Raw genomic sequence first — 26,979 nt, forward strand, 5'->3', positions numbered from 1 at the left:
TCGTCATAACCCGATAACACTCCGCGCCGCTTGTGCGGCGAGCGCGTGCGCCTGCCAAGGCAGCGCCCGCTCCCCACCGGCTCAGCGGAGCGGCGCCCCGGCCGCGCCGCGCGAGGAGGCAGCCATGCTGGAACCACTTTCGCTCGCAGCGGGACTTGCCTGGGGCAGCGGCCTGCGCCTCTATCTCACCGTGCTGATGGCCGGCGTGCTGCAGCGCCTCGGCCTCATCCATCTCCCCGACACGCTTTTGGTACTCGCGTCGCCGTGGGTGATCGGCATTGCCGGTGCGCTCGCGGTGCTCGAATTTCTCGCCGATAAAGTGCCCGCGCTCGATTCGTTGTGGGACGCGGTCCATACCTTCATTCGCATTCCCGCCGGCGCCATGCTCGCGGCCGGCGCGCTCGGTCACGCCGATCCCGCGCTGCTGACCGTTGCCGCACTCGCGGGCGGTACGCTCGCCGGCACCGCGCATCTCGCCAAGGCGGGCACGCGCGCGCTCATCAATCTGTCGCCGGAACCCGTTTCGAACGTGGTCACATCCAGCGCCGAAGACGGCCTCACGTTCGTCGGCGTGCTGCTCGCGTTCTTCGTGCCGCTCCTGTTCCTCGTGATGATCGTGGGCTTTCTGGCGCTGGCCACGTGGGCGCTGCCGCGCTTGTGGCGCGGCGTGCAGGGCGGTTTCCGCGGCATGGCGACGCACATGGTGTCGCGACTTTCCTTGCGAGGGCGCCACGATTGAGCGGTTCTTCCCCTTCTTCATCGCCGTCCCACGCCGCGCCTGAAGCCGCTCGCGCGGCGCCGCGCTCCACGCCTTCCTGGTCCGATCTCGTCCGCCTCGCCACGCAAATGACCGCGCGCGACTGGCGCGCCGGCGAACTCACGATGCTGCTGCTCGCGCTCGTGCTCGCCGTGGCGGCGCTCGCGAGCGTGGGTTTTCTCGCCGATCGCCTGCAGCGCGGGCTGGAGCGCGATGCGCGCCGCATGATCGCCGCCGACTTCATCGTGCGCGCCGATCATCCCGTCGATCCCGCGTTCGCGAACGAGGCGAAATCGCTCTCGCTGAATACGGCCACCACGGCGATCTTCCCGAGCATGGTGAGCGCGGCCAAGGCCAACGCCGCCGGGCAAACGCCCACGCGCCTCTCGGCCGTCAAGGCCGTCTCGGCGGGCTATCCGTTGCGCGGCGCGCTGCGTATCGCCGATAAACCGGGCGCGCCCGACCGCGAGGCGCAGGGTTTGCCGCCGCCCGGCACGGTCTGGGTCGACGACGAATTGCTCGACGCGCTCAAGCTCCATGTTGGCGATCCGGTGAAGGTCGGCACGCGCACTTTCACCATCAACGCGATCATCACGCGCGAACTCGATCGCGGCTTCTCGTTCGTCAACTTCTCGCCGCGGCTGATGATCCGCGCCGACGAGATCGCGTCCACGGGCCTGATCGGCTATGGCAGCCGCGTGACTTACCGGCTGCTGGTGGCCGGCGCCGACGCGAATGTCGCGCGCTTCGCCGCGTTCTCGCATGCGCAGGTCGATGGCGGCAAGATGCGCGGCGTCGTGCTCGAATCGCTCCAGGACGGCCAGCCGCAGGTGCGCCAGACGCTCGACCGCGCGCGCCACTTTCTCACGCTGGTCTCGCTGCTGACGGCGCTGCTCGCGGCCGTGGCGATCGCGATGGCCGCGCATCGCTACACGCGGCGCCATCTCGACGCCTGCGCCGCCATGCGCTGTCTCGGCGCGAGCCAGCGCACGCTGCGTACGCTGTTCGTGCTCGAGTTCGCGGGGCTCGGGCTCGTGGGCGGCGCGATCGGCGTGGCGCTCGGTTACGCGGGGCATCTCGCGCTGCTCGCCTGGCTCGGCAATCTGATCGACGTGGTCTTGCCGTATCCGGGGCCATTGCCGGCCATCGAGGGTATCGCGACGGGTCTCGTGCTGCTGCTCGGCTTTGCGCTGCCGCCGCTGTTGCCGCTCACGCGCGTGCCGCCGGTGCGCGTGCTGCGCCGCGAATGGGGCGACGAGGGCCGCGCGGCGTGGGCCGCTTATGGCATCGGCATCGTGCTGTTCGCGGCGCTGCTCGTGATCGCGGCGGGCGACCTCAAGCTCGGCGGCATCGTGGCGGGCGGCTTCGCCATCGGCTTGCTGGTGTTCGCGGGCGTGGCGCGGCTCGCGCTGTGGTGCGCCGCGCGCGTGGCACGCAGCGAGCGCCTTGCCGGGCAGGGGCGCGCGGGCGTGGGCTGGCGCTATGCGCTGGCGTCGCTCGAACGGCGGCCCGGCGCGAGCGCGCTGCAGATCACGGCGCTCGCCATCGGCCTCATGTGCCTGCTGTTGATCGCGATGACGCGCAACGATCTCGTCGAAGGCTGGCGCAAATCCACGCCGCCGGACGCGCCCAACGAGTTCCTCATCGACATTCAGCCCGATCAGCGCGATGCCGTGGCCGCGTGGCTCGCCGCGCACGGCATTCGCGACGGCGACAACGAGAAAACGGGCGCGCCCGCGCTCGAACCCATGGTGCGCGGCCGGCTGATCGCCATCAACGGCCGCGACGTGAATCCCGATCAATACAAGGACGAGCAGGCGCGCCGCCTCGTGGATCGCGAATTCAACCTGTCCTACACGACGAAGCTGCCCGACGACAACCGTCTGGAAGCGGGCACGTGGTATGGCGATTCGAGCGCGCCGCAGCTTTCGATCGAACAAGGACTCGCGAAGATCCTCAACGTGAAGCCCGGCGACGTGCTCAAGTTCGACGTGACGGGTCTCGAAGTGACGGCGCCCGTGACGAGCGTGCGCAAGCTCGACTGGGGCTCGTTCAAGGTCAACTTCTTCGTGCTGATGCCGCCCGCGCTACTGCACGATTTTCCGGCCACCTACATCACGAGCTTCCACTTGCCGCCCGCGCAGCGCGGCGTGGTCGACGGCCTGGTCGCGAAGTATCCGAACGTGACCGCCATCGACATCGCCCCGATCCTCGCGCAGATCGAGCGCGTGCTCGAACAGGTGATCGGCGCGGTGCAGTTTCTGTTCATCTTCACGCTCGCGGCCGGCGTGCTGGTGCTGTACGCGGCGCTCGCGGGCACGCGCGACGAACGCATGCGCGAGTCGGCGTTGTTGCGCGCGCTGGGCGCCTCGCACCGGCAGGTGCGCGCGGTGCAGGTCGCGGAGTTCTTGTCCGTGGGCGCGCTCGCGGGGCTCATGGCGGCGGTGGGCGCGCAGATCGTCGGCTCCGTGCTCGCCACCCGCGTGTTCCAGTTCTATCTCGCGTTCGACCCGTGGCTCGTGCCGGCGGGAATCGCGGCGGGCGTGCTGTGCGCGGGCGTGGGTGGCTGGATCAGCTTGCGCCACGTGCTCGCGCGGCCCGCGTTGCAGTCGTTGCGCGACGCGTGATGCCGGTGGCGGGGCGGTCGCGCGTAGCTGGCGGTCTGCCGCGAACGGCGTGCGGTTCGGCGCAAGTCTCGCTGCGTGTATGATGCCGCTGCCATGACCACCGAAACGACCAGGCCGCGCCGCGCCAAGGCCGGCGGCGCCAGCCAGCCAGACGCCACGCCAGACGCCAACCCGCAGGCGCGCGAGGCCACGCCCGCGCGCTTTCTCGACACGTATCTGGCCGCGCTGCTCGCGCGCGCCAGCAGCCTGATCTCCGACGAATTCCACGCCACGCTCGCGCGCAAGAAAATTCCCGCGCTGCAGTGGCGCGTGCTCGCGTGTCTCTCCGACGGCGCCTTGCCGATGGGCGATCTCGGCCGCTTCATCCTCGCGAAGCAGCCGACCGTGAGCAAGCTCATCGACCGCATGGAAGCGGCGGGGCTCGTCGTGCGCCAGGAGGATCCGGCGAGCCGCCGCCGCACGCTCGTCGCGCTCACGCCGAAGGGCGCCGCGCTGGCCGCCGAACTCGTGGCGCTCGCGCTGGAGCACGAGGCTTCGGTGCTGCTGCCGTTTCCGGCGGAAACCACCCAGGTGTTCATCGACGTGTTGCGCCAGTTGATCGCGCAACATACGAAATAACGTCCTGGTCACGTCGATACGACACGCACGCGCCGCTAGCCGCTAGCCGCGCGCCGCGCACCGCTAGCCGCGCGCCGCTCGCATCAAAGCGCATCAAAGCGCATCAAAGCGCGAGACTGCCCGTGCTCGTGCCGCCGCACACATAGAGCGTCTGGCCCGTGACGAAGCCGTTTTCCGGCGCCGCGAAAAACATCGCGGCGCGCGCGATGTCGTCGGGTTGACCGAGCCGGCCGACCGGAATGCCGGCGGCGATCTGCGCGACTTTGGGACTATCCGCCGGCACCACGGCGTGGAACATGTCGGTCTGGACCGGCCCGGGCGCGATGGCGTTGGCGGTCACGCCGAGCGGGCCGAGTTCGAGCGCCCACGTGCGCACGAGGCCGAGCATGCCCGCCTTGGTCGCCGAGTACGCGGTGCGCGTGGCGAGGCCGAGCGCCGCGCGCGACGAGATCAGCACGAGGCGGCCGAAGTGCGCCTCGCGCATGGCGGGCAGCATTGCCTGGGCGAGCGTCACGGGCGCGGCGAGGTGCAGATTCGTGAGCGCGAGAAGATCGGCGTGCGCGACGTCGGCGAGCAGCGCGGGGCGGATCACGCCCGCGTTGTGGATGAGCGTCGTGGGGCCGTGTCGCGCGGCGATCTCGGCGGCGGCCGCGCGCGTGGCGTCAGCGTCGCAAAGATCCACTTCCATCGTGTGCAGGCGCGCGTGGCCCGGCGCGCTGCTGCGCAGGTCGAGCGAGACGACGTCGTAACCCGCTTCGAGCAGATGCTCGACGATCGCGCGGCCAATGCCCGCATTCCCGCCGGTGACGATCGCTGCCTGTTTTGCCGCGTGTTTCGCCGCTTGTATCGTGCTGGTTTGCATCGTGTCGATCCTTTCAGCGTTAATCCTGGCGCTTCTTGAGCGCGCGTGTGTCGATGCAGTGCGGCGCGCCCGGCAGCGTGCGCGCGAGTTCCTTGAGCGTCGCGCGCTGCACCTTCTGCGTGCCGGTGAGCGGCAGCGCCTCCACGAACGCCACATAGCCCGGCGCCTTGAAATACGCGAGCTGCGCGAGACAGAGCTGCGTCAATTCGATGGCGGTGCGCTCGCGCGCTTCGGCGGAAAAAGGCTCGCGCGCGATCACGCAGGCCAGCACTTCGTCGCCGCGCACCGCGTCGGGCGTGGCGGCCACCGCCACGTCGGCAACGAGCGGATGGCGGCGCAGCACGCTTTCCACTTCGACCGCCGAGATGTTTTCGCCGCTGCGCCGGATCACGTTCTTCTTGCGATCGACGAAATACAGCTGGCCCTGCGCGTCCTGCCTGACGATGTCGCCCGTATGGAACCAGCCGTCTTCCCATGCGGCGGCCGTTGCTTCGGCATCCTTGAGATATTCGCGGAAGAAACCACGGCGCGGCTCGGCGCCGTTCGCGCGCACGAGCAGTTCGCCGGGCGTGTCGTGATCGACTTCGGCGCCCTGTTCGTCGACGATCCGTATCGCCAGTTCCGGCTCCGGCCGGCCGAAGCACGACATGCCCACGTTGCGCGGCTCGTGATTCGCGATCACCGCGGCGCCCGCGCCCGTTTCCGTCATCGCCCACGCTTCGAGCAACGGAATGCCGAAGCGGGTTTCGAAGCGCGCATGCAAGGTTTTGTCGACGCCCGCGCCAAAGCCGAAGCGCACGTCATGGACGCGATCTTCGGCGTGTTCGGGCGCGGTGAGCAGCATGGCGGGCATCACGCCGAGGTAATGCATGATGGTCGCGCGCGAGGTGCGCACGCTGTCCCACCATGTGCGCGGATGAAAGCGGTCGAGCGCGACGATCGCGCCGCCCGCGAGGATCATCGCCATCGTCGAGTAGGCCATGGCGTTCATGTGCGTCATGGGCAGCGGCGTGATGAGGCGGTCGCTGCCTTCGCGCAGCGCGCACAGGCCGCCGATGCGGTTGTACCAGACGCCCGCGAGCAGAAAGTACTCGTTCGCCAGCACGCAGGCTTTCGGGCGGCCGGTCGTGCCCGAGGTGTAGAGCAGCGCGCATTCGGTGTCGATCGTCGGCGCGCCGTCGCGGGCGGCCGTGGCGGCTTGAGCAATCGTCGGGTCGCGGGCGGCATCGCTCAGGATCACGATGCGATTCGCCGCTCGCGCCGCCGCGCGCAGGTCGTCATGGCGGGCGGCGGGGGCGATCGCGAGATCGAGTTCGCTGTGGCCCGTGATGTATTCGAGTTCGGCGGCGCGCAATTCCGTGGAGAGCGGCACCACGGCAACGCCGAGCGCGTTGAGCGCGAGCCAGTGCAGAAAGAACGCGGGCCGGTTTTCGAGCATGAGGCCCGCGCGATGCCCGAAGCCGAAGCCCGCCGCGCGATAGCGCGCGATCAGCGCCTCGATTTGAACCTGCGCTGCGCCGTAGCGCAGCGTCTGGGCCTCGATGCCGTAGAGCGCGGCCGTTTCGGGCAGCACGACAAGAAAGTCATGCTGGGGGAAGCGCGCGGCGCTCGCGGCGAACGCGGCGTGCACGGACGTAAAAGACAGCGTGTCGCTCACCGTGGGCCTCACAGGAAAAGCTGGACGGACGGCAGCGCCGCGTCGCAGTTGAGCAGTTCGATGCGCTTCTCGCGCATGCGCAGCGCGCCGTTTTCATCGACGAGATGGTGGCGCACGACACCGGTGAACACGAGTTGTTCGTCGCCGCGCGCTTCGGCGTAAAAGAACGGCGTGCGCAAGCGATAGCCGTCGGGATCGGCGGCTTCGATTTCCGGGCGTTGCAGGACGTGCTGGCAGCGGCTCTCGGGCTGTTGCGAATAGGCGCGCGGCTGCTTCAGGCGCTCGATACGCAGCTTCAGCAGCAAGCGGTCTTCATACATCAGCGAGGCGTGGTTGAGGCCGTCCTGCTGGCCGTGTGCGAGCGGAATCCAGTAGAGGCTGTTTTCGGCGAAGAGTTCGTACCACGCGTCGAACTGTTTTTCGTCGATGAGGCGCGCTTCGCGGTAGACGAAGTCGATCAGGTTGTCGTTGGAGGTCGTCATCGAAGGGCTCCTCGTCAGGCTTGCGCGGGCGGCGTCATGTAGCGCGCCCATGCGCGGAACTGGTTGCGCATCGAGATTTCGCTCGTGCCGTTCACCGTGAGGTCTTTGGCGCCGGCTTCGTCGGGGCGATAGTCGCGGTGCAGGCTCACCCAGTCGTTGCCGTTTGCCGCGAGTCCTTCCTGGATCGCGCGATACGCATGCAGGTCGTCGTGGCCCACCACCGACATCGGCGAATTGATGAGGCGCGAGTAGGTGAGCGTGCGTTGCAGCAGCGCGTCGGGCGCGCCCTTGAGACGAAACGTCCACGACTCGATCACCGTTTTGTCGGGGCCGAGCGGGCGCACCACGCGGATCGCCTGAATCGCGCCCTTGATGGTGAGGCTCGGGTAGTACACCGTGTTGTGCCGCGAGGTGCCCAACACGCTTTTCGCTTTTTCTTCGCCCCACGCGTTCACGAGTTGTTGCTCGTATTCGGGCAGGGACGCATAGCTCGAATGAATCGAGAAGTTCACGCCCGTGTAACTGTGGCCGTTGTCGAACACGCGCACGCCCATGCCGTCGAAGAAACCGTAGTCGGAAACGAAGGGCACGAACTGCTCGATCGCCATGGGTTTGGGTTCGTCGGCGGGCTTGCCTTCCCAGAGCTTTTTCGCCGTGCCCGCCGACGATTCGTGCGCCACCATGGGATGCATCGTGTCGTTCAGATTCTCGACGAACATCTTCCAGTTGCAGTTGTGCACGTAGCGCAGGCAACCACCCGCGATTTCGAGTTCGCCCTCGGGCGAGCGGTCGGCCATGTTGTCGATGGACGAAAGCGAGTCGCCGAAATACTCGCTGAACGACGGGCCGGCCTCGGCGAGCCGCACGAACACGAAACCGCGATAGGTTTCCACGTTGCCGACCGCGCTGAGGCCCTGGCCCGAGGGGCATTCGCCAAGGCGCGTGTTTTCGTAGCCGTTCTTGAGCGGAATGGCGAGCGGTTTGCCGTCGGTCCTGTAGGTCCACGCATGATACGGACACCGAAAGAACTTGCCGGTATTGCCGGCGGGCGCGCTCACGAGCTTGGCGCCTTTATGTGCGCAGCGGTTCATCAGCACGCGAATGCTGCCGTCGGCCTGGCGCACCATCACGAGCGGCTGCTTCGCGATATCGACGGTGAGGTAATCGCCTGGGTTCGGCACCTGGCTCGTGTGGCCGACATAGACCCAAGTGCGGCTGAATAGTCGCTCCATTTCCAGATCGAACACTTCCTGGTCGAGATAGACGTCGCGGTGAACCTGGTCCGGTTCGACGAGCGCCGCGAGCGCGGCGTGATCTTCGCGGTAGCGTGGCATGGGAATCTCCCGTGGGGAAAGGGCGTGTTGCGTTGGGTTGCTCGGTCGATTCATGCGTCGATCACGAGCCGCGCCGCGCGGGCGCGCGACACGCAGATATGCATGACCTTGCCGTCGCGCTTTTCCGCGTCGCTCAGGCAGTAGTCGCGATGCTCGACCTCGCCTTCGAGCACGCCGACCTGGCACACGCCGCATTCGCCGCGTTTGCAGTCGTAGAGCGGATCGAGGCCGGCATCGAGCATCGCGTCGAGGATCGATTGCGTGGGTTCAACGCGCAACGTGAGGTTCGACTGGCGCAGTTCGACTTCGAACGCGGCGTCGCCTGCCTGGGGCGCGCCGGCCGCGAACAGTTCGGAGCGAAGGCGTTCGCGCGGCCAGCCGCGCGCGGTGGCGAGCGCGAGGGTCGCGTCGATGAGCCCTTGCGGGCCGCACACGTAGATCGGTTGCGTGGGTTGCAGCGTGTCGATGAGGCGTGCGAGATCGAAGCGGTCGCCCGGCGCGGCTTCGTCGTCGCCATACAGATGCAACGCCGCGCCGCACAGCGCCCGCAATTCGTCGACGAACGCCAGCTGCGACTTCGCGCGGCCCGTGTAGTGCAACGCGAACTCGCGCCCTTGCGCGACGAGCGCGCTCGCCATCGACGCGATCGGCGTGATGCCGATGCCGCCCGCGATCAGCACGGCGTGATCCGTCGCTTCGAGCGCGAACGCGTGAATGGGCGCGGTGATGCGCAACGTGTCGCCCGCGCGAACGCGCGTGTGCATGTGCAGCGAGCCGCCCGCGCCTTCGTCTTCGCGACGCACGGCGAGCAGGTAATGATCGGGCGCGGTGTGGGTGGCGGTGTGCGGCGCGAGGTTCACCAGCGAGTACGCGCGCCAGTCCTCGCCCTGCGGCGTTCGCACCCGCACGCGAACATGCGCGCCGGCCGCGTAGCCGGGCAGCGCGCGGCCATCGGCGGGGCGCAGGCGGAATGCGCTGACGTGCGCGGTGAGCGGCGTGACGGCTTCGACGATGACGTCGAAGGCATCGTGGTCGTGCGGTGCGCTCATGCCGGAACTCCTTGCGTGAGGACGGGTGTCATGGGGCGTCTCCTTGCCTCGCGGCGGGCGGGCATCGTTGGGCATCGTCGAATCGAGGGCGCGGTCTTCGCCGCGTTCCCGGTCACGTTCTCCGTGTTAACCCTTTAGATTCGAATATATGAAAATTCATGCGTTTTATTGGATAATGAAAATATTCGACTGTCAAGGCGATCACGATGAAAGACGAGATAGGGAACGATCTGGCCGCGGTGGCGATCGCATGCGGCGTGGAAGTGCCGTATCGGCGTCAGGCGCCCGATGACACGACCGGCGATCTGCTCGCGCAGGCGTTTGCGCTGGCGCTGCGGCGCTCGGGTTTCGCGGCGCGGGAGGTCGATGGCCTGGGCGTCGCGTCGTTCACGCTCGCGCCCGATCATGCGATCGACATGGCCTGGCGGCTCGGCCTCAGCCCGCGCTGGTGCATGGACGATTGCCACGGCGGCGCGAGCGGAATCAACCTGCTGCAACACGCCGTGCGCGCGGTGCAACACGGCGACGCGAACGTGATCGTGCTGCTCGCGGGCGATCGTTTCGAAGCCGCCGATTTCAAACAACTCGTCGAGCATTACAACCTCACGACGCGCACCTATTTGCGGCCGCTCGAGAATGGCGGCCCGAACAGTTTGTTCGCCATGCTAACGATGCGTCACGCGCAACGTCACGGTCTCGAGGCGCGCGACTATGGCGCCTTGTGCGTGGCGCAGCGCGCGTGGGCCGCGTTGAATCCGGGCGCGGTGTACCGCGCGCCGCTCACGCTCGACGACTATCTCGCCGCGCCGCGCGTGGCCGATCCGCTCGGGCGCTTCGACTGCGTGCCTGTGGTGTGCGGCGCGAACGCGATCGTGGTGGCGCGCGCCGATCTCGTCGCGCAGCGTGCGCCCGCGCGTCACGCAGTGCGCGTGCGTGCGCTGCAATGCCGCTACAACTTCGATCACCAGGCGGGCGACGGGCTGCAAACCGGCTTGGCCGATCTCGCGGCGTCGCTGTGGACGCAGGCGCGCGCGCGGCCCGAGGACATCGACATGATCTCGGTCTACGACGACTATCCCGTGATGACGCTGATCCAGCTTGCCGATCTCGGCTTCGCGCCCGCGGGCGACCTGCGCGCGCTGATCACTCGCATCGCGTCGCACGAACTGGCGGTGAACACCTCGGGCGGGCAATTGTCGGCGGGGCAGGCGGGGGCGGCGGGCGGCATGCACGGGCTCGTCGAGGCGATCGTGCAGTTACAGGGCGAAGCCGGCGAGCGCCAGGTGCGCGACGCGCGGCTCGCGCTCGTAAGCGGCTACGGCATGGTGCAGTATCGACACGGCATGTGCGCGAACGCCGTGGTGCTCGAACGGGAGGCGGCATGAGCGAAACCGCGTTGACGATTTTTCGCTGCCGCGCCTGCGGCGAGGCGCTGTTTCCGGCGCGTTACCGTTGTCCGTGCGGGGAGGCGGAATTCACGGAAGAGGACGCGTCAACCGGCGCGCTGGAGGAGGCGACCGTGGTGCGCCATCGCGTGGGCGCCGCGCGGGAGACCGGCGACGTGCATCTCGCGAGCGTGCGCACGGCGGCGGGCGTTGTCGTGATCGCGCGGCTGGACGAGGCGTTGGCGGCCGGCAGTGCCGTGACGCTTTCCATCGACGATCAACAGCGCATTCGCGCGCGCCGTGGCTGAGGCGCAGGGCAACTCGCCGCGCGCCGCTATGCGAAAATCGCGGCTTCGCGGCGGCGCGCTGAAGTTCGCCCGCTCCGCCCGTTTTTGCCCTTTTTAGCCGTGATGGAACCGTATGTCCGATCCAGCCGACGAAGCGCCGCAACAACCCACGGCCTTCGAACTCATCGGCGGCGAGGCGCGTGTGCGCGAACTCGTCGACCGTTTCTATGACCTGATGGACCTCGAGCCCGAATTCGCGGGCATACGCGCGCTGCATCCGCCCACGCTCGACGGCTCGCGCGACAAGACTTTCTGGTTTCTGTGCGGCTGGCTCGGCGGCCCGGATCACTACATCGAGCGCTTCGGGCATCCGCGTTTGCGCGCGCGGCATCTGCCGTTCGCGATCGCGTCTTCGGAGCGCGACCAGTGGCTGCGCTGCATGGCGTGGGCCATGCAGGACATCGGTTTGCCCGAGCCGCTGCGCGAACGCCTGCTGCATTCGTTCTTCGATACCGCCGACTGGATGCGCAATCGGCCCGGTTGAAGCGGGATCACGCGCCGGGCGCGGCGCCGAATTGTGCTGGCGCAAACGCCGGTACAGTCAGGCACTGGCAGCCGCCGGCCGTCCGGCGGACGATGGCGCGATGTGTCCATAATGGCCGCTCCATTCGCATGGCGGCACCCCCGGTACACATAACAGGAGACTCCACGATGACGACCACCCGCGCACTCTTTCGCGACGACGCCTATCTCACGCACTGCGACGCCACCGTGCTTGCGGTGGGCGAGGACGGCGTGCGGCTCGACCAGACCGTGTTCTATCCGCTCGGTGGCGGTCAGGCCGGCGACAGCGGCGCGCTCGTGCTCGAAGACGGCGCGCGCCTCGTGATTGCCGACACGCGCAAGGCCAGGTTCGAAGGCGCCACGCCCGACGACGCGCTGCACGTGCCCGCACCCGGCCAGGAAGCGCTGCTCGCGCGTCTCGCGGCGGGCGAACGGGTGCGCGCGGAAATCGACTGGGCGCGCCGCCATCGGCATATGCGCCTGCATACCGCGAGCCATCTGATGTGCGCGGTGCTGCCGTATCCCGTCGACGGCTGCAGCATCACGACCGAGTACGCGCGCCTCGACTTCGCCACGGTCGAGCCGATCGAGCGCGAGCACGTGGAAGCGCGGCTCGCCGAACTGGTTGCGGGCGCGCATGCGGTCGGCACCGAGTGGATCACCGACGACGAAATGGCGCAGCGTCCCGAACTCGTGCGCACGATGAGCGTGAAGCCGCCCATGGGCCTCGGCCGCGTGCGCTTGCTGCGCATCGAGAACGTGGATTTGCAGCCGTGCGGCGGCACGCACGTGCGCAACACCGAGGAAATCGGCACGTTGCGCGTGGCGAAGCTCGAAAAGAAGAGCGCGCGCACGCGGCGTCTCGTGCTGGAACTCGTTTGAGCGCGGGCAACGTCACGGCGGGTTTGCCGGTCGAGGCGCTCGATCCGCGTGCCCGCGAGGTGCTCGACTTCTGGTTCGGCGCGCCGGGTTCGGCGGAACGCGGCCGCGAGCGCAAGCAGTGGTTCCGCAAACGCGAAGCGTTCGACGCGCAATTGCGCGAGCGCTTCGGCGCGCTGCTTGCCGCCGCGCGCGCGGGCGAGCTCGACGCGTGGTGCGCGACGCCCGCTGGCGCGCTCGCGCTCGTGATCGTGCTCGACCAGTTTTCGCGCAACTGCCTGCGCGGCACGCCGCACGCCTTTGCCGCCGACGCGAAAGCGCTCGCCATCGCCCGCGCCATGGTCGCGAGCGGCGCGGATCTACGCTTGCCCGACCTCTATCAGCGCATGTTCGTGTATATGCCGTTCGAGCACGCCGAGTCGGTGGCGGCGCAGCGCGAGTCGCTGCGTTTGTTCGGCGCGCTGGCGCAGGAAGCGGGCGAGGCCGGTTTCGAGGCGAGCTTCAGTGCGAGTTTCGAGGCGTATCACGACTACGCGCGGCGGCACGCGCAGGTGATCGAGCGCTTCGGGCGTTTTCCGCATCGCAACGAGGTGCTCGGGCGCGTATCCACGGAGGACGAACTCGCGTTTCTGCGCGAGCCCGGTTCGCGGTTTTGACCGGCGTCGCGGCGTGAACGGCTAGCGGCCGCCGGCCACGTCGAGCACCGCGCCGGTCACGTACGACGCGGCGTCGCTGATCAGCCAGACGATTGTTTGCGCGACTTCCTCGGCGCTGCCGGGCCGCCCGAGCGGTGTTTGCGCGCCGAGCACGGCGGCGCGGTCGGGGCGGCCGCCGCTCGCGTGAATCTCCGTGTCGATGAGGCCGGGGCGCACCGCGTTCACGCGTATGCCTTGCGGCCCGAGTTCCTTCGCGAGACCGAGCGTCATGGTGTCGATCGCGCCTTTGGACGCCGCGTAATCGACATATTCGTTGGGCGAACCGAGCCGCGCCGCCGCCGAAGACACATTGACGATCGAGCCGCCTTCGCCGCCGCGATCCTTCGACATGCGCCGCGCGGCTTCGCGCGCGCACAGAAACGCGCCGTACACGTTCACGTCGAACACACGCTTCAGGCGTTCCGCGCTCATGTCGGCGACCGGGCTGCCCGGCGCGACGATACCCGCGTTGTTCACGAGCGCGTCGATGCGCCCGTACGCCGATTCGAGCGCGTCGAACAGGGCGACCACGTCCGCTTCGCTCGCCACGTCGCCGCGCAGCACGCGCGCCTTCCCGCCGGCGCGGCCCACCTCGGCGGCGGTTTCGTCGGCGGCGGGCTGGTTGTGGTGATAGTTCACGCCCACGGTCCAGCCTTGCGCGCCCAGGAGACGCGCCGTCGCGCGGCCGATGCCGCGGCTCGCGCCCGTGATCAAAACGACCTTGCTCATCGTGTCGTGCCCTTCGTTGCGAAGCGGTTCAGGGATGGCGGTGCGAACTCCGGGTGCGAAACCGGCGCGCTTAAACCTTCTCGCGCAGATCGGCCCACTTGTCCTTCTCGGGCGCGCGATACGCCGCGAGCTTCGCGAGCAGTGACTCGGCGTTGCCGTCGACTTGCAGCATCTGCAGATAGGTCTCGCGCATGAAGCCCTCGCGCACGGTGTGATCGAGCATCGTCATCAACGGGTCGTAGAAGCCGCCAATGTTGAGCACGCCCACGGGCTTGCGGTGATAGCCGAGTTGCGCCCACGTGTAGACCTCGAACAGCTCTTCGAGCGTGCCCGCGCCGCCCGGCATGGCCACGAAGGCATCGGCGAGATCGGCCATCATCTTCTTGCGATGATGCATGTCGGGCACGACGTGCAGCTCGGTGAGGCCCGCGTGGCCGACTTCTTTATCGACGAGCAGTTCGGGAATCACGCCGATGGCGCGGCCGCCGTGTTGCATGACGGTGTCGGCGATCACGCCCATCAGGCCGACCTTGCCGCCGCCATAAACGAGCGCGAGATCCTGCGCGACGAGCGCGCGGCCGAATGCCTGGGCGGCTTCGGTGTACAGCGGGTTGGCTCCGAACGAGGAGCCGCAATAGACGCAAACTGCTTTCATGCGGTGGTTATCCTTTGGGCTTGAGCGAGGCGGAGCGTTCAGCCGCGCGGGTCTTTCGCGCCGCCGGTGGCGGCACTCGCGCCGGTTGTCGGGCTCGCGCCTTCGCGCGGCGGCAGGTAGTCGTAGAACTCGCGCTTGGCGAGCTTGCCCGAGATGAGGTCGTCGAACAGTTCGCGCGCGCGGCCGCGCAGATACGGCGCCATCAACGAGATGATCTGCACGCTCACCTGGTGCAACTCGTCGCGAATCGCTTCCTGGTCGTTGTACTTGCGCGGGTTCATCACGAACTGGTAGGAAAGCCAGTACGTGGCGATCACGCCGATATTGGTCGAGATCACGGCGATCTCGGCGGGCGTGGCCACCATCTCGCCGTCTTCCACGAGCTGCTCGCAGAACTGCTGCGCGAAGTGCACCTTGTGGCTGATGATCTGCTTGAAGTGCATCTCCAGCGTGCGGTTGCGCGCGAGCAGGTCGTTCAGGTCGCGATAGAGAAAGCGGTAGCGCCACGTGAAATCGACCATGTATTGCAGATACGCCCACATTTCGTCGATGGTGGCGCGATGGTCTTCGGGGAAGCGCAGACGCTTTTCGATCTCCTGCTCGAACTGGCTGAAGATGCTGTTGATGATGTCGTCTTTGTTGCGGAAGTGGTAGTACAGGTTGCCTGGACTGATCTCCATTTCCTCGGCGATGGTCGTCGTGGTGACGTTCGGCTCGCCGATCTCGTTGAACAGTTTCAGCGACAGCTCGAGAATCCGTTCGCGTGTACGGCGGGGAGGTTTGGCTTCCATGTCGTCCGGCCCTGAAAAAGCAGTACCGGGCCAAAACGCTCGCGTTGGCGGCGTGGGTGGCCCGGATGCGGTTGGTCGTTTTTTAAGACTGTCGTTCGATTATAAACCGACGACCTGGCGCGAAACGGCGAGCGTGGACCGCCGCGGCGCGCGCGGCGGGATTGGACGGCGCGGCTAGCGGCGAAAGCGGCGAAAGCGGCCCGAGGAAGCGGCGAGGGCGTGTGCGCCGCCGCGGTGCGCTACAGCGCGCTCAACCAGTGCAGAAACGGCGGCCCGTAGTGCGGCACGAGAATGAGGCCCCACGTGAGCACGCACAGCAGCAGCGCGACGGTCACGGCGGCGCTGCCCAGATCCTTCGCGCGGCCGGAGAGTTCGTTGCGCTCGAGACCGATGCGATCGACGGCGTTCTCGATGCTCGAATTGAGCAGCTCCACGATCAGCACGAGCATCACGGAGCCGAGCAGCAGCACGCGTTCGACCGGATCGACGGGAATGAACACGCCGGCCGGCACGAGAATGGCCGCGAGCGTGAGTTCCTGGCGAAACGCGCTTTCCTCGCGAATCGCCACGCGAAACCCTTTGATCGAATACTTGAGCGCATGCCACGCGCGCGTGATGCCGCGATTGCCCTTGTACGGATTGAAGGGCAGCGGCGCGAGCGGATCGTCGGGGCCGAGCGGTTCGGGAGGCGGCTCCTTGGCTTGCTGCTGTTTGCGCTTTTGCGACGCCGTGGGCGCGGGAGGCGCTTCGGGCGGCTGGCCGCGCGTACCCGTGCGGGCCGCGGCGCCGGAGCGCGCCGCGCCCGCGGACGAGGTTGCGGAATGCAGCGGTGACGGAGAGCGTGACGTCATGACGGTACGGGGGAGTGTCTCAGTATCGCATGCGTCGGACGCGGCTGCGCCGCGCGCGTCGTCCGCCTCCTTGGGCTGCTTGACGGTCGATTCGCGGGCGGAAGGGGGTGCCATGGATCGTGCCCCGGGTGCGTGCCGCGCGTCAGGCCGCGGCGCTCTTCGCCTGCATCGCCTCGCGCGTGCGCGGCTTGAGGTGCGAGGCGAACTGCTCGGACGCCGCGCGCCACGAGAAGCGCTCGGCCCAGGCGCGCGCGTCGGCGCGGTCGATCTTGAGCGCTTCGAGGCAGGCTTCGCGCAAGTCCTCGTTCATCGCGCCCGCGCGGCTGCTGGTGCCGAGCACGTCGATCGGGCCGGTGACCGGATAGGCCGCGACCGGCGTGCCGGTGGCGAGCGCCTCGAGCAGCACGAGGCCGAAGGTGTCGGTGCGGCTCGGGAACACGAACACGTCGGCGGCCGCGTAGACCTTCGCGAGTTCGGGCTGGCTGAGCACGCCCAGATAGTTCGCCTGCGGATAGCGCGACTTCAGTTCCGCGAGCGCCGGGCCTTCGCCGCAAACCCACTTCGAGCCGGGCAGGTCGAGCTTGAGAAACGCCTCGACGTTCTTTTCCACGGCCACGCGGCCCACGTACAGAAAGATCGGTCGCGCCGTGTTGAGCACCTTCGACTCCATCGGCCGGAAGATGTCGAGATCGACGCCGCGCGTCCACAGCACGACGTTCGTGAAGCCGAACTTCTCCAGATCGGTCTTGACGACGGGCGTGGGCGCCATCACCGCGAGCGAAGGCTTGTGGAACCAGCGCAGGAAGCGATACGTGGCCGAAAGCGGAATGCCGAAGCGTGCCTGCACGTACTCGGGAAAGCGCGTGTGATAGGCGGTCGTGAAGGGCAGGTCGTGATCGATCGCGTAGCGGCGCGCGGTGAGACCGAGCGGGCCTTCCGTCGCGATATGGATCGCGTCCGGGCCGAACGCCGCAATGCGTTCGCGCAAATGCCGCTTGGGAAACAGCGAGAGGCGAATCTCGGGATACGTCGGGCACGGCACCGTGCGGAATTCGAGCGGCGTGAGCAGTTCGACCTCATGGCCGAGCGCAATGAGTTCGCGGGTGGTGTTCTTCAGCGTACGCACCACGCCGTTGACTTGCGGCTCCCATGCATCGGTGACGATCATGATCTTCATCGGTCGGCGGCCCTCAGGATGATGTTTTGACTGATGTTGCGAATGCCCGCCACGGCGCGGCGGGCGTACCAGGAATGGCAGCGCGCGAACGCAGGGGCGTCGCGCGCGGCGTGTTGAGACAGGCGGTCCGATTGGTGTTCAGCGTGTGCCCGTGATGCCGGTTTCGTGATTCAGGCTGTCACGCGTTCACGCGCGCCTTGCGCGTGGAAGCTTGCGTCTCGGGCGAACGCATCACCGTCCAGTTGACGATGCGCAGTTCGCCTTCGAAGGTCTCGACGAGCGCGGTGAGACTTTCGACCCAGTCGCCGTCGTTGCAATAGAGCACGCCGTCGATCTCGCGGATCTCGGCCTTGTGGATGTGGCCGCACACGACACCGTCACAGCCGCGCCGGCGCGCTTCGTCCGTCATCACGCGCTCGAACGACGAGATGAAGTTCACGGCGTTCTTCACCTGGTGCTTGAGGTACTGCGAGAGCGACCAGTACTGGAAGCCGAGCTTCGCGCGAATGCGGTTGAACCAGCGGTTGAGCAGCAGGATCAGCGTGTACGCCGAGTCGCCGAGATAGGCGAGCCACTTCGCGTGCTGGATCACGCCGTCGAACAGATCGCCGTGCACGACCCAGAGGCGCTTGCCGGTGAGCGTGGTGTGGAACGCTTCCTCGCGCACGTGGATGTCGCCGAACGCGAGGTTGCAGAACTGGCGCGCGGCCTCGTCGTGATTGCCGGGAATGTAGATGACCTGCGTGCCCTTGCGCGCCTTGCGCAGCACTTTCTGCACGACGTCGTTGTGCGCCTGCGGCCAGTACCAGCCTTTGCGCAGCTGCCAGCCGTCGATGATGTCGCCCACGAGATACAGATACTCCGACTCGTTGTGGCGCAGGAAGTCGAGCAGATACGACGCCTGGCAGCCGCCCGTGCCCAGATGGATATCCGAGAGCCAGATGGTGCGGTAACGGGTGGGATCGGGATGATCGTCGTCGGTGGAGCCAGTGCCGGTGGCGGTGGCGTCGTCGAGCGCGGCGGCGAGTGACGAAGGCGGGGAGAAGGGCGCGCCGTTCGGAATCGGATGAAATTCGGCGGGGTCGGTGCCTCGTCCGGTGGTTTGCCGGAACAGGGCGGTCGCGGACGTCTTCTGGGCCATGGCACACGCGGCAGGTTGCAATACGCGCATTGCAACGTGCGGCCATGACCGTGCCGTGACAGTCACAAGAAGGTCTTGTTACGTGGGGCTTTCTGGTTTTGCCGCAGCCTTGACTGGCTTGCGCGGCGGCTCGGGCGCCGATTTTTCCCGCTGTGTTTCAGGGCGAAACGGGGGCCGCAGCGCGCTGTCGTATCGCCGCGACAATGCGGGTGCCCGCGAGGCGATCGTGTGGAAATTGCCGGCCGGGTGCGAAACGGGCGCTGCCGGCCCAGAGCGCGAACCACACCGCTTCGAGCACGAGCGTGCGCGGGATCGGCAGATCGAACAGCGTGTGCAGCGCGAGCGGCGGCAGGAACCACAGCCACGCCGCGAGATACCGGGCGATGGCGCGCGCGACGGAAGGCGGCGCGCCGTCGTGCGCGCTCACCACGCGCAGGCGCCAGGTTTTCATCGGCAAGGTCTGGCCGCCCTTGTGCCAGAAGCCGACGAAATACGCGCCCGCGACCAGCACGATCCACGCGGCCATGAGGTTGTGATGCGTGTAGCCGTTGCGCTGCTGGAACACGAGGCTGAAGGCGAGACCGGCGGCGAAGATCACGCCGAACAGCAACACGCTCTCGTAGAGCAGCGCGGCCAGGCGGCGGCGGATCGATACCGGTTGCGCGGGCGCGGAAAGCGGCGCGGCAACCTCGGCAGGGTACGTGGGGGACGGAGCGGTCGTGAGCGGGGCGTGGTCGGACACGATGCGGTTGGTGCGCAAGCTGGGCGCAGGGTGAAAACAGAACGCCCAAGCATAACCGCGAACGCCGGCGCGGCTCGCCGGGGTTTACGCGCGGCCCGATCCCGCCGTGGCAAGCCGGGTTGCGCGCGCGGCGAAGTCTCGTTGCGTTACGAGCCCTTGTAGGCCGCGGGTGCTTCGGCGGGCGAAACGGGAATGGGCGTGGCGGGCACGAAGCTGCCGGCCGCGGGCACGCCGGAGGCGATCGCCGCGGCGGCGGCCGCCGCGGGCGAACCCGGCGCGGGAATGACCGAGCCCGTGTTGCTGGCGGGCACGGCGCCCGAGGCCGGGGCGCTTGCGCCCGGTGCATGCGGGCCCTTGTGGTCGCGCTCGTTGACGAGGCGCTGAATATCGCGGATCTCGCTCTTGTTGCCGCTGGGCGGCGCGCTCACCACCGTGGGGCGGCGCTTGCGCTCGCTCGCGGCGAGACGTGCCTTCTGGTCCTCGGGAAGCTGCTGATACGCCTCCCAGGCGCGCTGACGCGCCTGGGCCGGCAGTTCCTTCGACACCTGATAATTCTCGCGCGCGACGCGGCGCTGCTGGGGCGTCATGCGCACCCATTCGGTCATGCGCTCATGCAGGCGCTTTTGGACTTCCGGCGACATCTTCGGGTAACGCGTGGCGATCTTCAGCCATTTTCGCTTGCGTTCGTCGCTGAAATGATCCCACTGCGTCGCGAAGGGCGCGAGCGCGGCGTGCTGTTCCTCGTTGAGGCTGGCCCATGCAAGCGGATCGTTCGAGCCGGGCGGCGGCGTGACCGGCGACGACGAAGGCGCGTCGGGCGACGGTGCCTTGGCTTGCACGCCCGCGCCTGGCGCGGGTTCGCCGGCCGGTTCGGGATGAAAGCGCGGCCAGGTCGCCGCATACGAGACCAGCGCCGCGACCACACATCCAATGACTACGGCCAGGCCGCGCTTGTAACTCACCCCGTCAGTCCCCCGCTTTCTCAGTGGCTGCCCTGTTGCCGCTCAATGCGCGCGCGTCAGATACGCGTTGAACCCGTGATCGAGGTAGGCCGTGAGCGGCAGGTCGTCGCTCAGCATGGCCGCGTCGATGTCGGCGAGTTCAGCGGTGCGTTGCTGATCTTCGAAGTACGCAATGGCGAACAGCCCGGCGACGAGCGCCGCGAGCGGCCACGCGAGGGCGAAGCGCCCGAGCGCGGAGCGGCGCCGCGCGGGCAGCGGGCTGGGCGCGCCGGCCATGCCACCGGCGCCGGCCAGTGCCAACGCGGGCGCGCGCACGAACACGGGCTCGGCCTTTTTCTGGGCGAGCGCGGACTGACGTGCGGCAGCGAGTCGGGCAGTGGTGGCAGCGGGAAGGCTGGCGGCGCTCTCGTCGAGCGCGCGGCGCATTTCCCGCACGAACGCTAGTTCTTTGTTTTCGAGTGCGGAGCTCATAGCGTGATTCCTTTGGCCTTGAGCGCTTGCGCCAGCGTGTGGGTGGCCCGCGAGCAGTGCGTTTTCACGCTACCTTCGGAGCAACCCATGGCGGCGGCGGTCTCGGCGACATCCATGTCTTCCCAGTAACGCATCAGAAACGCCTCCCGTTGACGTGCGGGCAACTTCTGGATTTCGTCGTCGATGAGTTGCAGGACTTGCGCCCGCTCGATCTGCTGTTCGCTGCTTTCCGCGCCGGCCGATCCTTCCTGGGCTTCGAAGGTTTCGAGCGGATCGAAATCCTCGTCGTCGGCGCCGCCGAGCGATGAAAATAGACTCACCCACGTATTGCGTACTTTCTGCCGACGAAAATAGTCGTGCATCGTATTTTGCAAAATACGCTGAAAGAGCAGGGGGAGTTCGGCGGGGGGACGGTCGCCGTATTTTTCGGCGAGCTTGATCATCGCGTCCTGCACGATGTCGAGCGAGGCGTCGTCGTCCCTCACGGCGTAGACCGTCTGCTTGAACGCGCGTCTTTCGACGCCCGCCAGGAAATCGGCGAGTTCCTTGTCTGAAGCCATCCGTGCAGGGCGCCGCCACCAGCGTACGCGTTATCGTTCGAAAAATGTCGTAAAACTCGCGGATCCTAGCAAACTTTCGCGTCTTCGGGGTGGCCGGGGGCCACAACCCGTTTTTACGCACCGCGCGCGATCGCCGCAACGGCGGGCGTCACAGCGATTTCCGGAGGTGCAGAATCGCCCGATTTTTTTCGTGTTTCGACGCCGCGAAAGGTCGATGGGATGCAATGGCCGTGCCCGGGCGCTCAATAATCGCTTGACCGATTCGCGGCGAATCGCTATCTTCGACGGTTCGCAACATAAGTGACTTGTCTCAATTCAGGTGTGGCCCATGAGGCTCATCTGTCAACTGGACGCGCCGCTTGAACCCGAGCCACAAGCCCGGCAGAGAGCACCCGATCAATTTTTTGCCGAAAATTCGAAAGGTGAATGATGAACATGCCCAGCGCGGAATTCTCCACGTCGGTTCCCCCCTCGCAAGAATCTGACCCTCAAGCTGCTACCTCCATCGGCGGAACCGTGCTGATGAAGGCGCTCGCCGACGAGCAGGTCGAATTCATCTGGGGCTATCCCGGCGGCTCGGTACTCTACATCTACGACGAGCTGTACAAGCAGGACAAGATTCAGCACGTTCTCGTGCGCCACGAACAGGCAGCCGTGCATGCCGCCGACGCCTACGCGCGTTCGACCGGTAATGTTGGTGTGTGCCTCGTGACCTCGGGACCTGGCGTCACCAATGCGGTGACGGGCATCGCGACGGCCTATATGGACTCGATCCCGATGGTGATCATCAGCGGCCAGGTGCCTACCGCCGCGATTGGTCAGGACGCGTTCCAGGAGTGCGATACCGTCGGCATCACGCGTCCCTGCGTGAAGCACAACTTCCTCGTGAAGGACGTGCGCGACCTCGCGGCCACCGTCAAGAAAGCTTTCTATATTGCGCGCACCGGCCGTCCCGGCCCCGTGCTGATCGACATTCCCAAGGACGTGTCGAAAACGCCGTGCGCGTACGAACCGGTCAAGAACGTTTCGCTGCGTTCGTACAACCCGGTCACCAAGGGCCATTCGGGGCAGATCCGCAAGGCGGTCTCGCTGCTGCTCTCGGCCAAGCGTCCGTATATCTACACCGGCGGCGGCATCATCCTCGCGGATGCGTCGCGCGAACTGAACCAGTTCGCCGATCTGCTCGGCTACCCGGTCACGAACACGCTGATGGGTCTGGGCGGCTATCGCGCGAGCGACCGCAAGTTCCTCGGCATGCTCGGCATGCACGGCACCTACGAAGCCAACATGGCGATGCAGCACTGCGACGTGTTGATCGCGATCGGCGCGCGCTTCGACGACCGCGTGATCGGCGACCCGGCGCACTTCGCTTCCCGCCCGCGCAAGATCATCCACATCGACATCGACCCTTCGTCGATCTCGAAGCGCGTGAAGGTCGACATCCCCATCGTCGGCGACGTGAAGGAAGTGCTCAAGGAACTCATCGAGCAACTTCAGCACGCCGATCATGGCCCGGACACCGCGGCGCTCGCCGACTGGTGGAAGGAGATCGAAGGCTGGCGCGAGAAGAACTGCCTCAAGTTCGACCGTTCGAGCGAGATCATCAAGCCGCAGTACGTGGTGGAAAAGGCGTGGGAACTCACGGGCGGCAACGCTTTCGTGTGTTCGGACGTCGGCCAGCACCAGATGTGGGCCGCGCAGTTCTATCGCTTCAACCAGCCGCGCCGCTGGATCAATTCCGGCGGTCTCGGCACGATGGGCTTCGGCCTGCCGGCCGCGATGGGCGTGAAGATGGCGCACCCGGACGACGACGTGCTCTGCATCACGGGCGAAGGCTCGATCCAGATGTGCATTCAGGAACTGTCGACCTGCAAGCAGTACGACACGCCCGTGAAGATCATCTCGCTCAACAACCGCTACCTCGGCATGGTCCGCCAGTGGCAGCAGATCGAATACAGCAAGCGCTATTCGCATTCGTACATGGATGCGCTGCCCGACTTCGTGAAGCTCGCCGAAGCGTTCGGCCACGTCGGCATGCGGATCGAAAAGACCGCCGATGTGGAGCCGGCGCTCAAGGAAGCGCTGCGCCTGAAGGACCGCACGGTGTTCCTCGATTTCCAGACCGACCCTTCCGAAAACGTCTGGCCGATGGTTCAGGCCGGCAAGGGCATCACCGAGATGCTGCTCGGCTCGGAAGACCTGTAACGGTATTTGCACGGCCGTCTCGACCTCGCGCGGCGCGCGCCCACACAAGGGGCGCGCGGGTTCGCGGGGAAGGGCGGCACACGCTAACTGGATAAATCGCGGATCCCATCATGAGACACATTATTTCCGTTTTGCTGGAAAACGAGCCGGGCGCGCTGTCGCGCGTCGTCGGCCTCTTCTCCGCACGCGGCTACAACATCGAAACCTTGACGGTGGCGCCGACCGAAGACCGTTCGCTGTCGCGCATGACCATCGTTTCCATTGGCTCGGACGACGTGATCGAACAGATCACGAAGCATCTGAACCGCCTGATCGAGGTGGTGAAAGTGGTCGACCTGACCGAGGGCGCCCACATCGAACGCGAGCTGATGCTGATCAAGGTAAGGGCGGTCGGCAAGGAACGTGAGGAGATGAAGCGGATGGCGGATATTTTCCGCGGCCGCATCATCGACGTCACCGAAAAGACCTACACGATCGAACTGACGGGTGCGAGCGACAAGCTCGACGCGTTCATCGAGGCGATCGACGCAACCGCCATTCTCGAGACCGTCCGCACGGGCAGCTCGGGCATCGGGCGCGGAGAACGCATTCTGAAGGTGTAACTCCCGACCCAGTCGATCTTGCACCGGAACTTGACCGGATGTGGCGCAACCTGTGACGCATCCGGCCCAGCAGCACAAGCTAACAAGCAGTACCGAATTCACCAGACTCTCGCCAAGGAACCAACATGAAAGTTTTCTACGACAAGGACGCCGATCTCTCCCTCATCAAGGGCAAGCAGATCACCATCATCGGTTACGGCTCGCAAGGCCACGCCCACGCGCTGAACCTGAAGGACAGCGGCGTGAACGTCACCGTCGGTCTGCGCAAGAACGGCGCATCGTGGAGCAAGGCTGAGAACGCCGGCCTGCAGGTCAAGGAAGTGGCCGAAGCGGTGAAGAGCGCCGACGTCGTCATGATGCTGCTGCCGGACGAGCAGATCGCCGATGTCTACGCGAAGGAAGTTCACGCGAACATCAAGAACGGCGCGGCCCTCGCATTCGCGCACGGCTTCAACGTTCACTACGGCGCCGTGATCCCGCGCGCGGATCTGGACGTCATCATGATCGCGCCGAAGGCGCCGGGCCACACGGTTCGCGGTACGTACTCGCAAGGCGGCGGCGTGCCCCACCTGATCGCTGTCCATCAGGACAAGTCGGGCGCGGCGCGTGACATCGCCCTGTCGTACGCGGCAGCGAACGGCGGCGGCCGTGCCGGCATCATCGAAACGAACTTCCGCGAAGAAACCGAAACCGACCTGTTCGGCGAGCAAGCCGTGCTGTGCGGCGGTACGGTCGAGCTGATCAAGGCAGGTTTCGAAACGCTGGTGGAAGCCGGCTACGCGCCGGAAATGGCGTACTTCGAATGCCTGCACGAACTGAAGCTGATCGTCGACCTGATCTATGAAGGCGGCATCGCCAACATGAACTATTCGATCTCGAACAACGCCGAATACGGCGAGTACGTGACGGGCCCGCGCGTCGTCACGGCAGAGACGAAGAAGGTCATGAAGGACGTCCTGAAGGACATCCAGACGGGCGAATACGCGAAGAGCTTCATCCTCGAAAACAAGGCCGGCGCACCCACGCTGCAATCGCGCCGCCGCCTCGGCGCCGAGCACCAGATCGAAACGGTCGGTGCAAAGCTGCGCGCGATGATGCCGTGGATCGCCGCGAACAAGCTGGTCGACCAGTCGAAGAACTAATCTGACATTGCCGTTCCGATTGCCTGCGCGAGACATGGCGCTCACGCGTCATAGCGCAGCAATCGTTCCCGCGTCAGACCCGAAAAAGCCGCCCAGGTGGGATGAAGCCTGGGCGGCTTTTGTTATGCTACGGTTTTCAAAATAACAGCGAAGCCATCATGAATTACCCTCATCCGATCATCGCGCGCGAAGGCTGGCCGTTCATCGCCATTGCGGCCGTCGTGGCGCTCTTGATCCATGCGGTCGCAGGCTTCGGACTCGCATGGCCGTTCTGGCTGATCCTGATTTTCGTCGTCCAGTTCTTCCGCGACCCGCCGCGTCCGATCCCGACGCAGGCCAACGCCGTGCTTTGCCCGGCCGACGGCCGCATCGTCGCCGTGGAAACCGCGCACGACCCGTATGCCAACCGTGAAGCGCTCAAGATCAGCGTGTTCATGAACGTGTTTAACGTGCACTCGCAACGCTCGCCGGTGGACGGCGCCGTGGCGAAGGTCGAATATTTCCCGGGCGCGTACCTGAACGCCGCCATCGACAAGGCCTCGACCGAAAACGAACGCAACGCCGTCGTGCTGACCATGGCGGACGGCACGACCGTCACCTCGGTGCAGATCGCGGGCCTGATCGCGCGCCGCATTCTCTGCTACGTGCGCGCCGGCGAGCCGCTGTCGCGCGGCCAGCGCTACGGCTTCATCCGCTTCGGTTCGCGCGTGGACGTGTATCTGCCGGTCGGCAGCCGTCCGCGTGTGTCGATCGGCGAGAAGGTGTCCGCGTCGTCGACGATCCTCGCCGAACTGCCCACGCAATCGGCATAAAGGAGGGCAGCGATGGCCGGATTCAAGCGTCGACCCCGTAATGCGCCCGGTGCGCCGCTGCCGCGGCCGTTTCGCCGCAACAAGTCCGTGCAGGAGCCCGTTGGCGTTGCCGCGGGCCGGCGCGCGGCTCGCCAGGCGTTCCTGAAGAAACGCGGCATCTACCTGCTGCCCAACGCCTTCACGACCGCCGCGCTGTTCTGCGGCTTTTTCGCGGTCGTGCAGGCCATGAACGTGCGCTTCGAAGTGGCGGCCATCGCTATTTTCGTGGCCATGGTGCTCGACGGCATGGACGGTCGCGTCGCCCGCATGACGCATTCGCAAAGCGCGTTCGGCGAACAGTTCGACAGTTTGTCGGACATGGTGTCGTTCGGCGTGGCGCCCGCGCTCGTGATGTACGAGTGGGTCCTCAAGGATCTCGGGCGCTGGGGCTGGCTCGCGGCGTTCGTCTACTGCTCGGGCGCTGCGCTGCGGCTCGCGCGCTTCAACACCAATATCGGTTCGGTCGACAAGCGCTTCTTCCAGGGCTTGCCGAGCCCGGCGGCGGCGGCGCTCATCGCCGGCTTCGTCTGGCTCGCCACCGACAACCGCGTGCCGGTCAAGCTTTCGTGGCTGCCGTGGGTCGCCTTCGTGCTCACGATCTACGCGGGCGTGACCATGGTGTCGAACGCGCCGTTCTACAGCGGCAAGGCGCTCGACGTGCGTCACCGCGTACCGTTCGCGGCCACGCTGCTCGTGGTGGTGGCGTTCGTGCTGGTGTCGTCCGACCCGCCGCTCATGCTGTTCGGCCTGTTCGTGCTGTACGGCCTCTCGGGCTATGTGTTCTGGGGGTATCAGGCCATGCGCGGACGCGCGAATCCGGCGCGGTCTTCGCCGCACGAGCGCTAGCGCGCGAACGGATTCACATCGATACGAAAGGGCTGCGCGCAAGCGTGGCCCTTTTTGT

Annotated in this window: 28 protein-coding genes; 13 read left to right on the plus strand and 15 right to left on the minus strand. The window is 66.6% G+C overall.

Features of this window, described 5'->3' with window-relative positions:
- Positions 1-124: 124 nt before the first annotated feature.
- From FAZ98_RS04225 to FAZ98_RS04235, 3 genes are all read left to right on the plus strand, one after another.
- Positions 125-739 (plus strand): DUF4126 domain-containing protein, encoded by a 615-nt coding sequence (locus tag FAZ98_RS04225; protein WP_158949086.1) that lies wholly within the window; start codon positions 125-127, stop codon positions 737-739.
- Positions 736-3,384 (plus strand): ABC transporter permease, encoded by a 2,649-nt coding sequence (locus tag FAZ98_RS04230; protein WP_407672035.1) that lies wholly within the window; start codon positions 736-738, stop codon positions 3,382-3,384. Before FAZ98_RS04225 ends, FAZ98_RS04230 begins: the two co-directional genes overlap by 4 nt.
- A gap of 93 nt (positions 3,385-3,477) precedes the next feature.
- Positions 3,478-4,002, plus strand: a complete 525-nt coding sequence (locus tag FAZ98_RS04235; RefSeq protein ID WP_158949088.1) for a MarR family winged helix-turn-helix transcriptional regulator — start codon at positions 3,478-3,480, stop codon at positions 4,000-4,002.
- A 103-nt stretch (positions 4,003-4,105) separates the two neighbouring features.
- Here the strand turns inward: FAZ98_RS04235 and FAZ98_RS04240 are convergent, their stop codons facing one another.
- Genes FAZ98_RS04240 through FAZ98_RS04260 form a run of 5 tightly spaced genes read right to left on the minus strand, consistent with a single transcriptional unit; the run spans position 4,106 to position 9,386 of the window.
- Positions 4,106-4,864 (minus strand): SDR family NAD(P)-dependent oxidoreductase, encoded by a 759-nt coding sequence (locus tag FAZ98_RS04240; RefSeq protein ID WP_158949090.1) that lies wholly within the window; start codon positions 4,862-4,864, stop codon positions 4,106-4,108.
- Positions 4,865-4,883: 19 nt separating this feature from the next.
- The gene (locus FAZ98_RS04245) at positions 4,884-6,509 is read right to left on the minus strand and encodes an AMP-binding protein (protein ID WP_158951864.1); all 1,626 of its coding nucleotides are present in this window, start codon (positions 6,507-6,509) and stop codon (positions 4,884-4,886) included.
- A gap of 20 nt (positions 6,510-6,529) precedes the next feature.
- Positions 6,530-7,003, minus strand: a complete 474-nt coding sequence (locus FAZ98_RS04250; RefSeq protein WP_158949092.1) for an aromatic-ring-hydroxylating dioxygenase subunit beta — start codon at positions 7,001-7,003, stop codon at positions 6,530-6,532.
- Positions 7,004-7,017: 14 nt separating this feature from the next.
- Positions 7,018-8,337: an aromatic ring-hydroxylating dioxygenase subunit alpha gene (locus FAZ98_RS04255; protein WP_158949094.1), complete on the minus strand. Its 1,320-nt coding sequence runs from the start codon at positions 8,335-8,337 to the stop codon at positions 7,018-7,020.
- Positions 8,338-8,387: 50 nt separating this feature from the next.
- Positions 8,388-9,386: a PDR/VanB family oxidoreductase gene (locus tag FAZ98_RS04260; protein ID WP_158949096.1), complete on the minus strand. Its 999-nt coding sequence runs from the start codon at positions 9,384-9,386 to the stop codon at positions 8,388-8,390.
- 206 nt (positions 9,387-9,592) lie between these two features.
- Between FAZ98_RS04260 and FAZ98_RS04265 the strand changes: the two genes are divergently transcribed.
- The 5 genes from FAZ98_RS04265 to FAZ98_RS04285 all read left to right on the plus strand — a co-directional run bounded on the left by FAZ98_RS04265 (position 9,593) and on the right by FAZ98_RS04285 (position 13,157).
- Positions 9,593-10,771, plus strand: coding sequence for a thiolase family protein (locus FAZ98_RS04265; protein WP_158949098.1), 1,179 nt, complete (start codon positions 9,593-9,595; stop codon positions 10,769-10,771).
- Positions 10,768-11,079, plus strand: a complete 312-nt coding sequence (locus FAZ98_RS04270) for a Zn-ribbon domain-containing OB-fold protein (RefSeq protein WP_158949100.1) — start codon at positions 10,768-10,770, stop codon at positions 11,077-11,079. The genes FAZ98_RS04265 and FAZ98_RS04270 overlap by 4 nt, the downstream gene beginning before the upstream one ends.
- Before the next feature lie 112 nt (positions 11,080-11,191).
- Positions 11,192-11,602 carry a group II truncated hemoglobin gene (locus FAZ98_RS04275; protein WP_158949102.1) on the plus strand — a complete coding sequence of 137 codons (411 nt, stop codon included), beginning with the start codon at positions 11,192-11,194 and terminating at the stop codon, positions 11,600-11,602.
- Between the two features lie 167 nt (positions 11,603-11,769).
- Positions 11,770-12,504, plus strand: coding sequence for an alanyl-tRNA editing protein (locus tag FAZ98_RS04280; protein WP_158949104.1), 735 nt, complete (start codon positions 11,770-11,772; stop codon positions 12,502-12,504).
- Positions 12,501-13,157, plus strand: a complete 657-nt coding sequence (locus tag FAZ98_RS04285; protein ID WP_158949106.1) for a DUF924 family protein — start codon at positions 12,501-12,503, stop codon at positions 13,155-13,157. The genes FAZ98_RS04280 and FAZ98_RS04285 overlap by 4 nt, the downstream gene beginning before the upstream one ends.
- 21 nt (positions 13,158-13,178) lie before the next feature.
- On the opposite strand, the gene FAZ98_RS04290 is transcribed toward FAZ98_RS04285, so the two are convergent.
- From FAZ98_RS04290 to FAZ98_RS04335, 10 genes are all read right to left on the minus strand, one after another.
- Positions 13,179-13,925 carry an SDR family oxidoreductase gene (locus FAZ98_RS04290; protein WP_158949108.1) on the minus strand — a complete coding sequence of 249 codons (747 nt, stop codon included), beginning with the start codon at positions 13,923-13,925 and terminating at the stop codon, positions 13,179-13,181.
- A 70-nt stretch (positions 13,926-13,995) separates the two neighbouring features.
- A complete protein-coding gene (locus FAZ98_RS04295) occupies positions 13,996-14,580 on the minus strand; it encodes an LOG family protein (RefSeq protein ID WP_158949110.1) in 585 nt (194 codons plus the stop codon).
- Positions 14,581-14,618: 38 nt separating this feature from the next.
- Positions 14,619-15,371, minus strand: a complete 753-nt coding sequence (locus tag FAZ98_RS04300) for a TetR/AcrR family transcriptional regulator (protein ID WP_158949112.1) — start codon at positions 15,369-15,371, stop codon at positions 14,619-14,621.
- A 239-nt stretch (positions 15,372-15,610) separates the two neighbouring features.
- Positions 15,611-16,222: a diacylglycerol kinase gene (locus tag FAZ98_RS35545; protein WP_233272658.1), complete on the minus strand. Its 612-nt coding sequence runs from the start codon at positions 16,220-16,222 to the stop codon at positions 15,611-15,613.
- Positions 16,223-16,364: 142 nt separating this feature from the next.
- Positions 16,365-17,399 (minus strand): glycosyltransferase family 4 protein, encoded by a 1,035-nt coding sequence (locus FAZ98_RS04310; protein ID WP_158949114.1) that lies wholly within the window; start codon positions 17,397-17,399, stop codon positions 16,365-16,367.
- Between the two features lie 178 nt (positions 17,400-17,577).
- Positions 17,578-18,540 (minus strand): UDP-2,3-diacylglucosamine diphosphatase, encoded by a 963-nt coding sequence (locus FAZ98_RS04315; RefSeq protein ID WP_158949116.1) that lies wholly within the window; start codon positions 18,538-18,540, stop codon positions 17,578-17,580.
- A gap of 157 nt (positions 18,541-18,697) precedes the next feature.
- Complete coding sequence (locus FAZ98_RS04320; protein WP_233272692.1) at positions 18,698-19,189, minus strand: RDD family protein; 492 nt, start codon at positions 19,187-19,189, stop codon at positions 18,698-18,700.
- A gap of 239 nt (positions 19,190-19,428) precedes the next feature.
- A complete protein-coding gene (locus tag FAZ98_RS04325; RefSeq protein WP_158949121.1) occupies positions 19,429-20,244 on the minus strand; it encodes a DUF3106 domain-containing protein in 816 nt (271 codons plus the stop codon).
- 42 nt (positions 20,245-20,286) lie between these two features.
- A complete protein-coding gene (locus tag FAZ98_RS04330) occupies positions 20,287-20,715 on the minus strand; it encodes a DUF3619 family protein (protein WP_158949123.1) in 429 nt (142 codons plus the stop codon).
- Complete coding sequence (locus FAZ98_RS04335; RefSeq protein ID WP_158949125.1) at positions 20,712-21,275, minus strand: RNA polymerase sigma factor; 564 nt, start codon at positions 21,273-21,275, stop codon at positions 20,712-20,714. Before FAZ98_RS04335 ends, FAZ98_RS04330 begins: the two co-directional genes overlap by 4 nt.
- Before the next feature lie 429 nt (positions 21,276-21,704).
- On the opposite strand from FAZ98_RS04335, the gene FAZ98_RS04340 reads away from it, so the two are divergent.
- The 5 genes from FAZ98_RS04340 (at position 21,705) to pssA (ending at position 26,921) form a co-directional block, all read left to right on the plus strand.
- Positions 21,705-23,480 carry an acetolactate synthase 3 catalytic subunit gene (locus FAZ98_RS04340; protein ID WP_158951866.1) on the plus strand — a complete coding sequence of 592 codons (1,776 nt, stop codon included), beginning with the start codon at positions 21,705-21,707 and terminating at the stop codon, positions 23,478-23,480.
- Between the two features lie 110 nt (positions 23,481-23,590).
- Complete coding sequence (ilvN, locus tag FAZ98_RS04345; RefSeq protein WP_158949128.1) at positions 23,591-24,082, plus strand: acetolactate synthase small subunit; 492 nt, start codon at positions 23,591-23,593, stop codon at positions 24,080-24,082.
- Between the two features lie 125 nt (positions 24,083-24,207).
- The gene (gene ilvC, locus FAZ98_RS04350) at positions 24,208-25,224 is read left to right on the plus strand and encodes a ketol-acid reductoisomerase (RefSeq protein ID WP_158949130.1); all 1,017 of its coding nucleotides are present in this window, start codon (positions 24,208-24,210) and stop codon (positions 25,222-25,224) included.
- A gap of 158 nt (positions 25,225-25,382) precedes the next feature.
- On the plus strand, positions 25,383-26,036 hold the full coding sequence (locus FAZ98_RS04355; RefSeq protein WP_035534386.1) for a phosphatidylserine decarboxylase: 654 nt from the start codon (positions 25,383-25,385) through the stop codon (positions 26,034-26,036).
- Between the two features lie 12 nt (positions 26,037-26,048).
- Positions 26,049-26,921: a CDP-diacylglycerol--serine O-phosphatidyltransferase gene (gene pssA / locus FAZ98_RS04360; RefSeq protein WP_158949132.1), complete on the plus strand. Its 873-nt coding sequence runs from the start codon at positions 26,049-26,051 to the stop codon at positions 26,919-26,921.
- The last annotated feature ends 58 nt before the right edge of the window (positions 26,922-26,979 follow it).

The sequence above is a fragment of the Paraburkholderia acidisoli genome (assembly GCF_009789675.1).
GTDB lineage: Bacteria > Pseudomonadota > Gammaproteobacteria > Burkholderiales > Burkholderiaceae > Paraburkholderia > Paraburkholderia acidisoli.

Excerpts from the sequence above, each read along its gene's own strand:
- FAZ98_RS04225 (WP_158949086.1), top strand. The coding sequence starts at position 125 with ATGCTGGAACCACTTTCGCTCGCAGCGGGACTTGCCTGGGGCAGCGGC.
- FAZ98_RS04235 (WP_158949088.1), top strand. The coding sequence starts at position 3,478 with ATGACCACCGAAACGACCAGGCCGCGCCGCGCCAAGGCCGGCGGCGCC.
- FAZ98_RS04240 (WP_158949090.1), bottom strand. The coding sequence starts at position 4,864 with ATGCAAACCAGCACGATACAAGCGGCGAAACACGCGGCAAAACAGGCA.
- FAZ98_RS04250 (WP_158949092.1), bottom strand. The coding sequence starts at position 7,003 with ATGACGACCTCCAACGACAACCTGATCGACTTCGTCTACCGCGAAGCG.
- FAZ98_RS04255 (WP_158949094.1), bottom strand. The coding sequence starts at position 8,337 with ATGCCACGCTACCGCGAAGATCACGCCGCGCTCGCGGCGCTCGTCGAA.
- FAZ98_RS04260 (WP_158949096.1), bottom strand. The coding sequence starts at position 9,386 with ATGAGCGCACCGCACGACCACGATGCCTTCGACGTCATCGTCGAAGCC.
- FAZ98_RS04265 (WP_158949098.1), top strand. The coding sequence starts at position 9,593 with ATGAAAGACGAGATAGGGAACGATCTGGCCGCGGTGGCGATCGCATGC.
- FAZ98_RS04270 (WP_158949100.1), top strand. The coding sequence starts at position 10,768 with ATGAGCGAAACCGCGTTGACGATTTTTCGCTGCCGCGCCTGCGGCGAG.
- FAZ98_RS04275 (WP_158949102.1), top strand. The coding sequence starts at position 11,192 with ATGTCCGATCCAGCCGACGAAGCGCCGCAACAACCCACGGCCTTCGAA.
- FAZ98_RS04280 (WP_158949104.1), top strand. The coding sequence starts at position 11,770 with ATGACGACCACCCGCGCACTCTTTCGCGACGACGCCTATCTCACGCAC.
- FAZ98_RS04290 (WP_158949108.1), bottom strand. The coding sequence starts at position 13,925 with ATGAGCAAGGTCGTTTTGATCACGGGCGCGAGCCGCGGCATCGGCCGC.
- FAZ98_RS04295 (WP_158949110.1), bottom strand. The coding sequence starts at position 14,580 with ATGAAAGCAGTTTGCGTCTATTGCGGCTCCTCGTTCGGAGCCAACCCG.
- FAZ98_RS04300 (WP_158949112.1), bottom strand. The coding sequence starts at position 15,371 with ATGGAAGCCAAACCTCCCCGCCGTACACGCGAACGGATTCTCGAGCTG.
- FAZ98_RS35545 (WP_233272658.1), bottom strand. The coding sequence starts at position 16,222 with ATGACGTCACGCTCTCCGTCACCGCTGCATTCCGCAACCTCGTCCGCG.
- FAZ98_RS04310 (WP_158949114.1), bottom strand. The coding sequence starts at position 17,399 with ATGAAGATCATGATCGTCACCGATGCATGGGAGCCGCAAGTCAACGGC.
- FAZ98_RS04315 (WP_158949116.1), bottom strand. The coding sequence starts at position 18,540 with ATGGCCCAGAAGACGTCCGCGACCGCCCTGTTCCGGCAAACCACCGGA.
- FAZ98_RS04330 (WP_158949123.1), bottom strand. The coding sequence starts at position 20,715 with ATGAGCTCCGCACTCGAAAACAAAGAACTAGCGTTCGTGCGGGAAATG.
- FAZ98_RS04335 (WP_158949125.1), bottom strand. The coding sequence starts at position 21,275 with ATGGCTTCAGACAAGGAACTCGCCGATTTCCTGGCGGGCGTCGAAAGA.
- FAZ98_RS04340 (WP_158951866.1), top strand. The coding sequence starts at position 21,705 with ATGAACATGCCCAGCGCGGAATTCTCCACGTCGGTTCCCCCCTCGCAA.
- ilvN (WP_158949128.1), top strand. The coding sequence starts at position 23,591 with ATGAGACACATTATTTCCGTTTTGCTGGAAAACGAGCCGGGCGCGCTG.
- ilvC (WP_158949130.1), top strand. The coding sequence starts at position 24,208 with ATGAAAGTTTTCTACGACAAGGACGCCGATCTCTCCCTCATCAAGGGC.
- FAZ98_RS04355 (WP_035534386.1), top strand. The coding sequence starts at position 25,383 with ATGAATTACCCTCATCCGATCATCGCGCGCGAAGGCTGGCCGTTCATC.
- pssA (WP_158949132.1), top strand. The coding sequence starts at position 26,049 with ATGGCCGGATTCAAGCGTCGACCCCGTAATGCGCCCGGTGCGCCGCTG.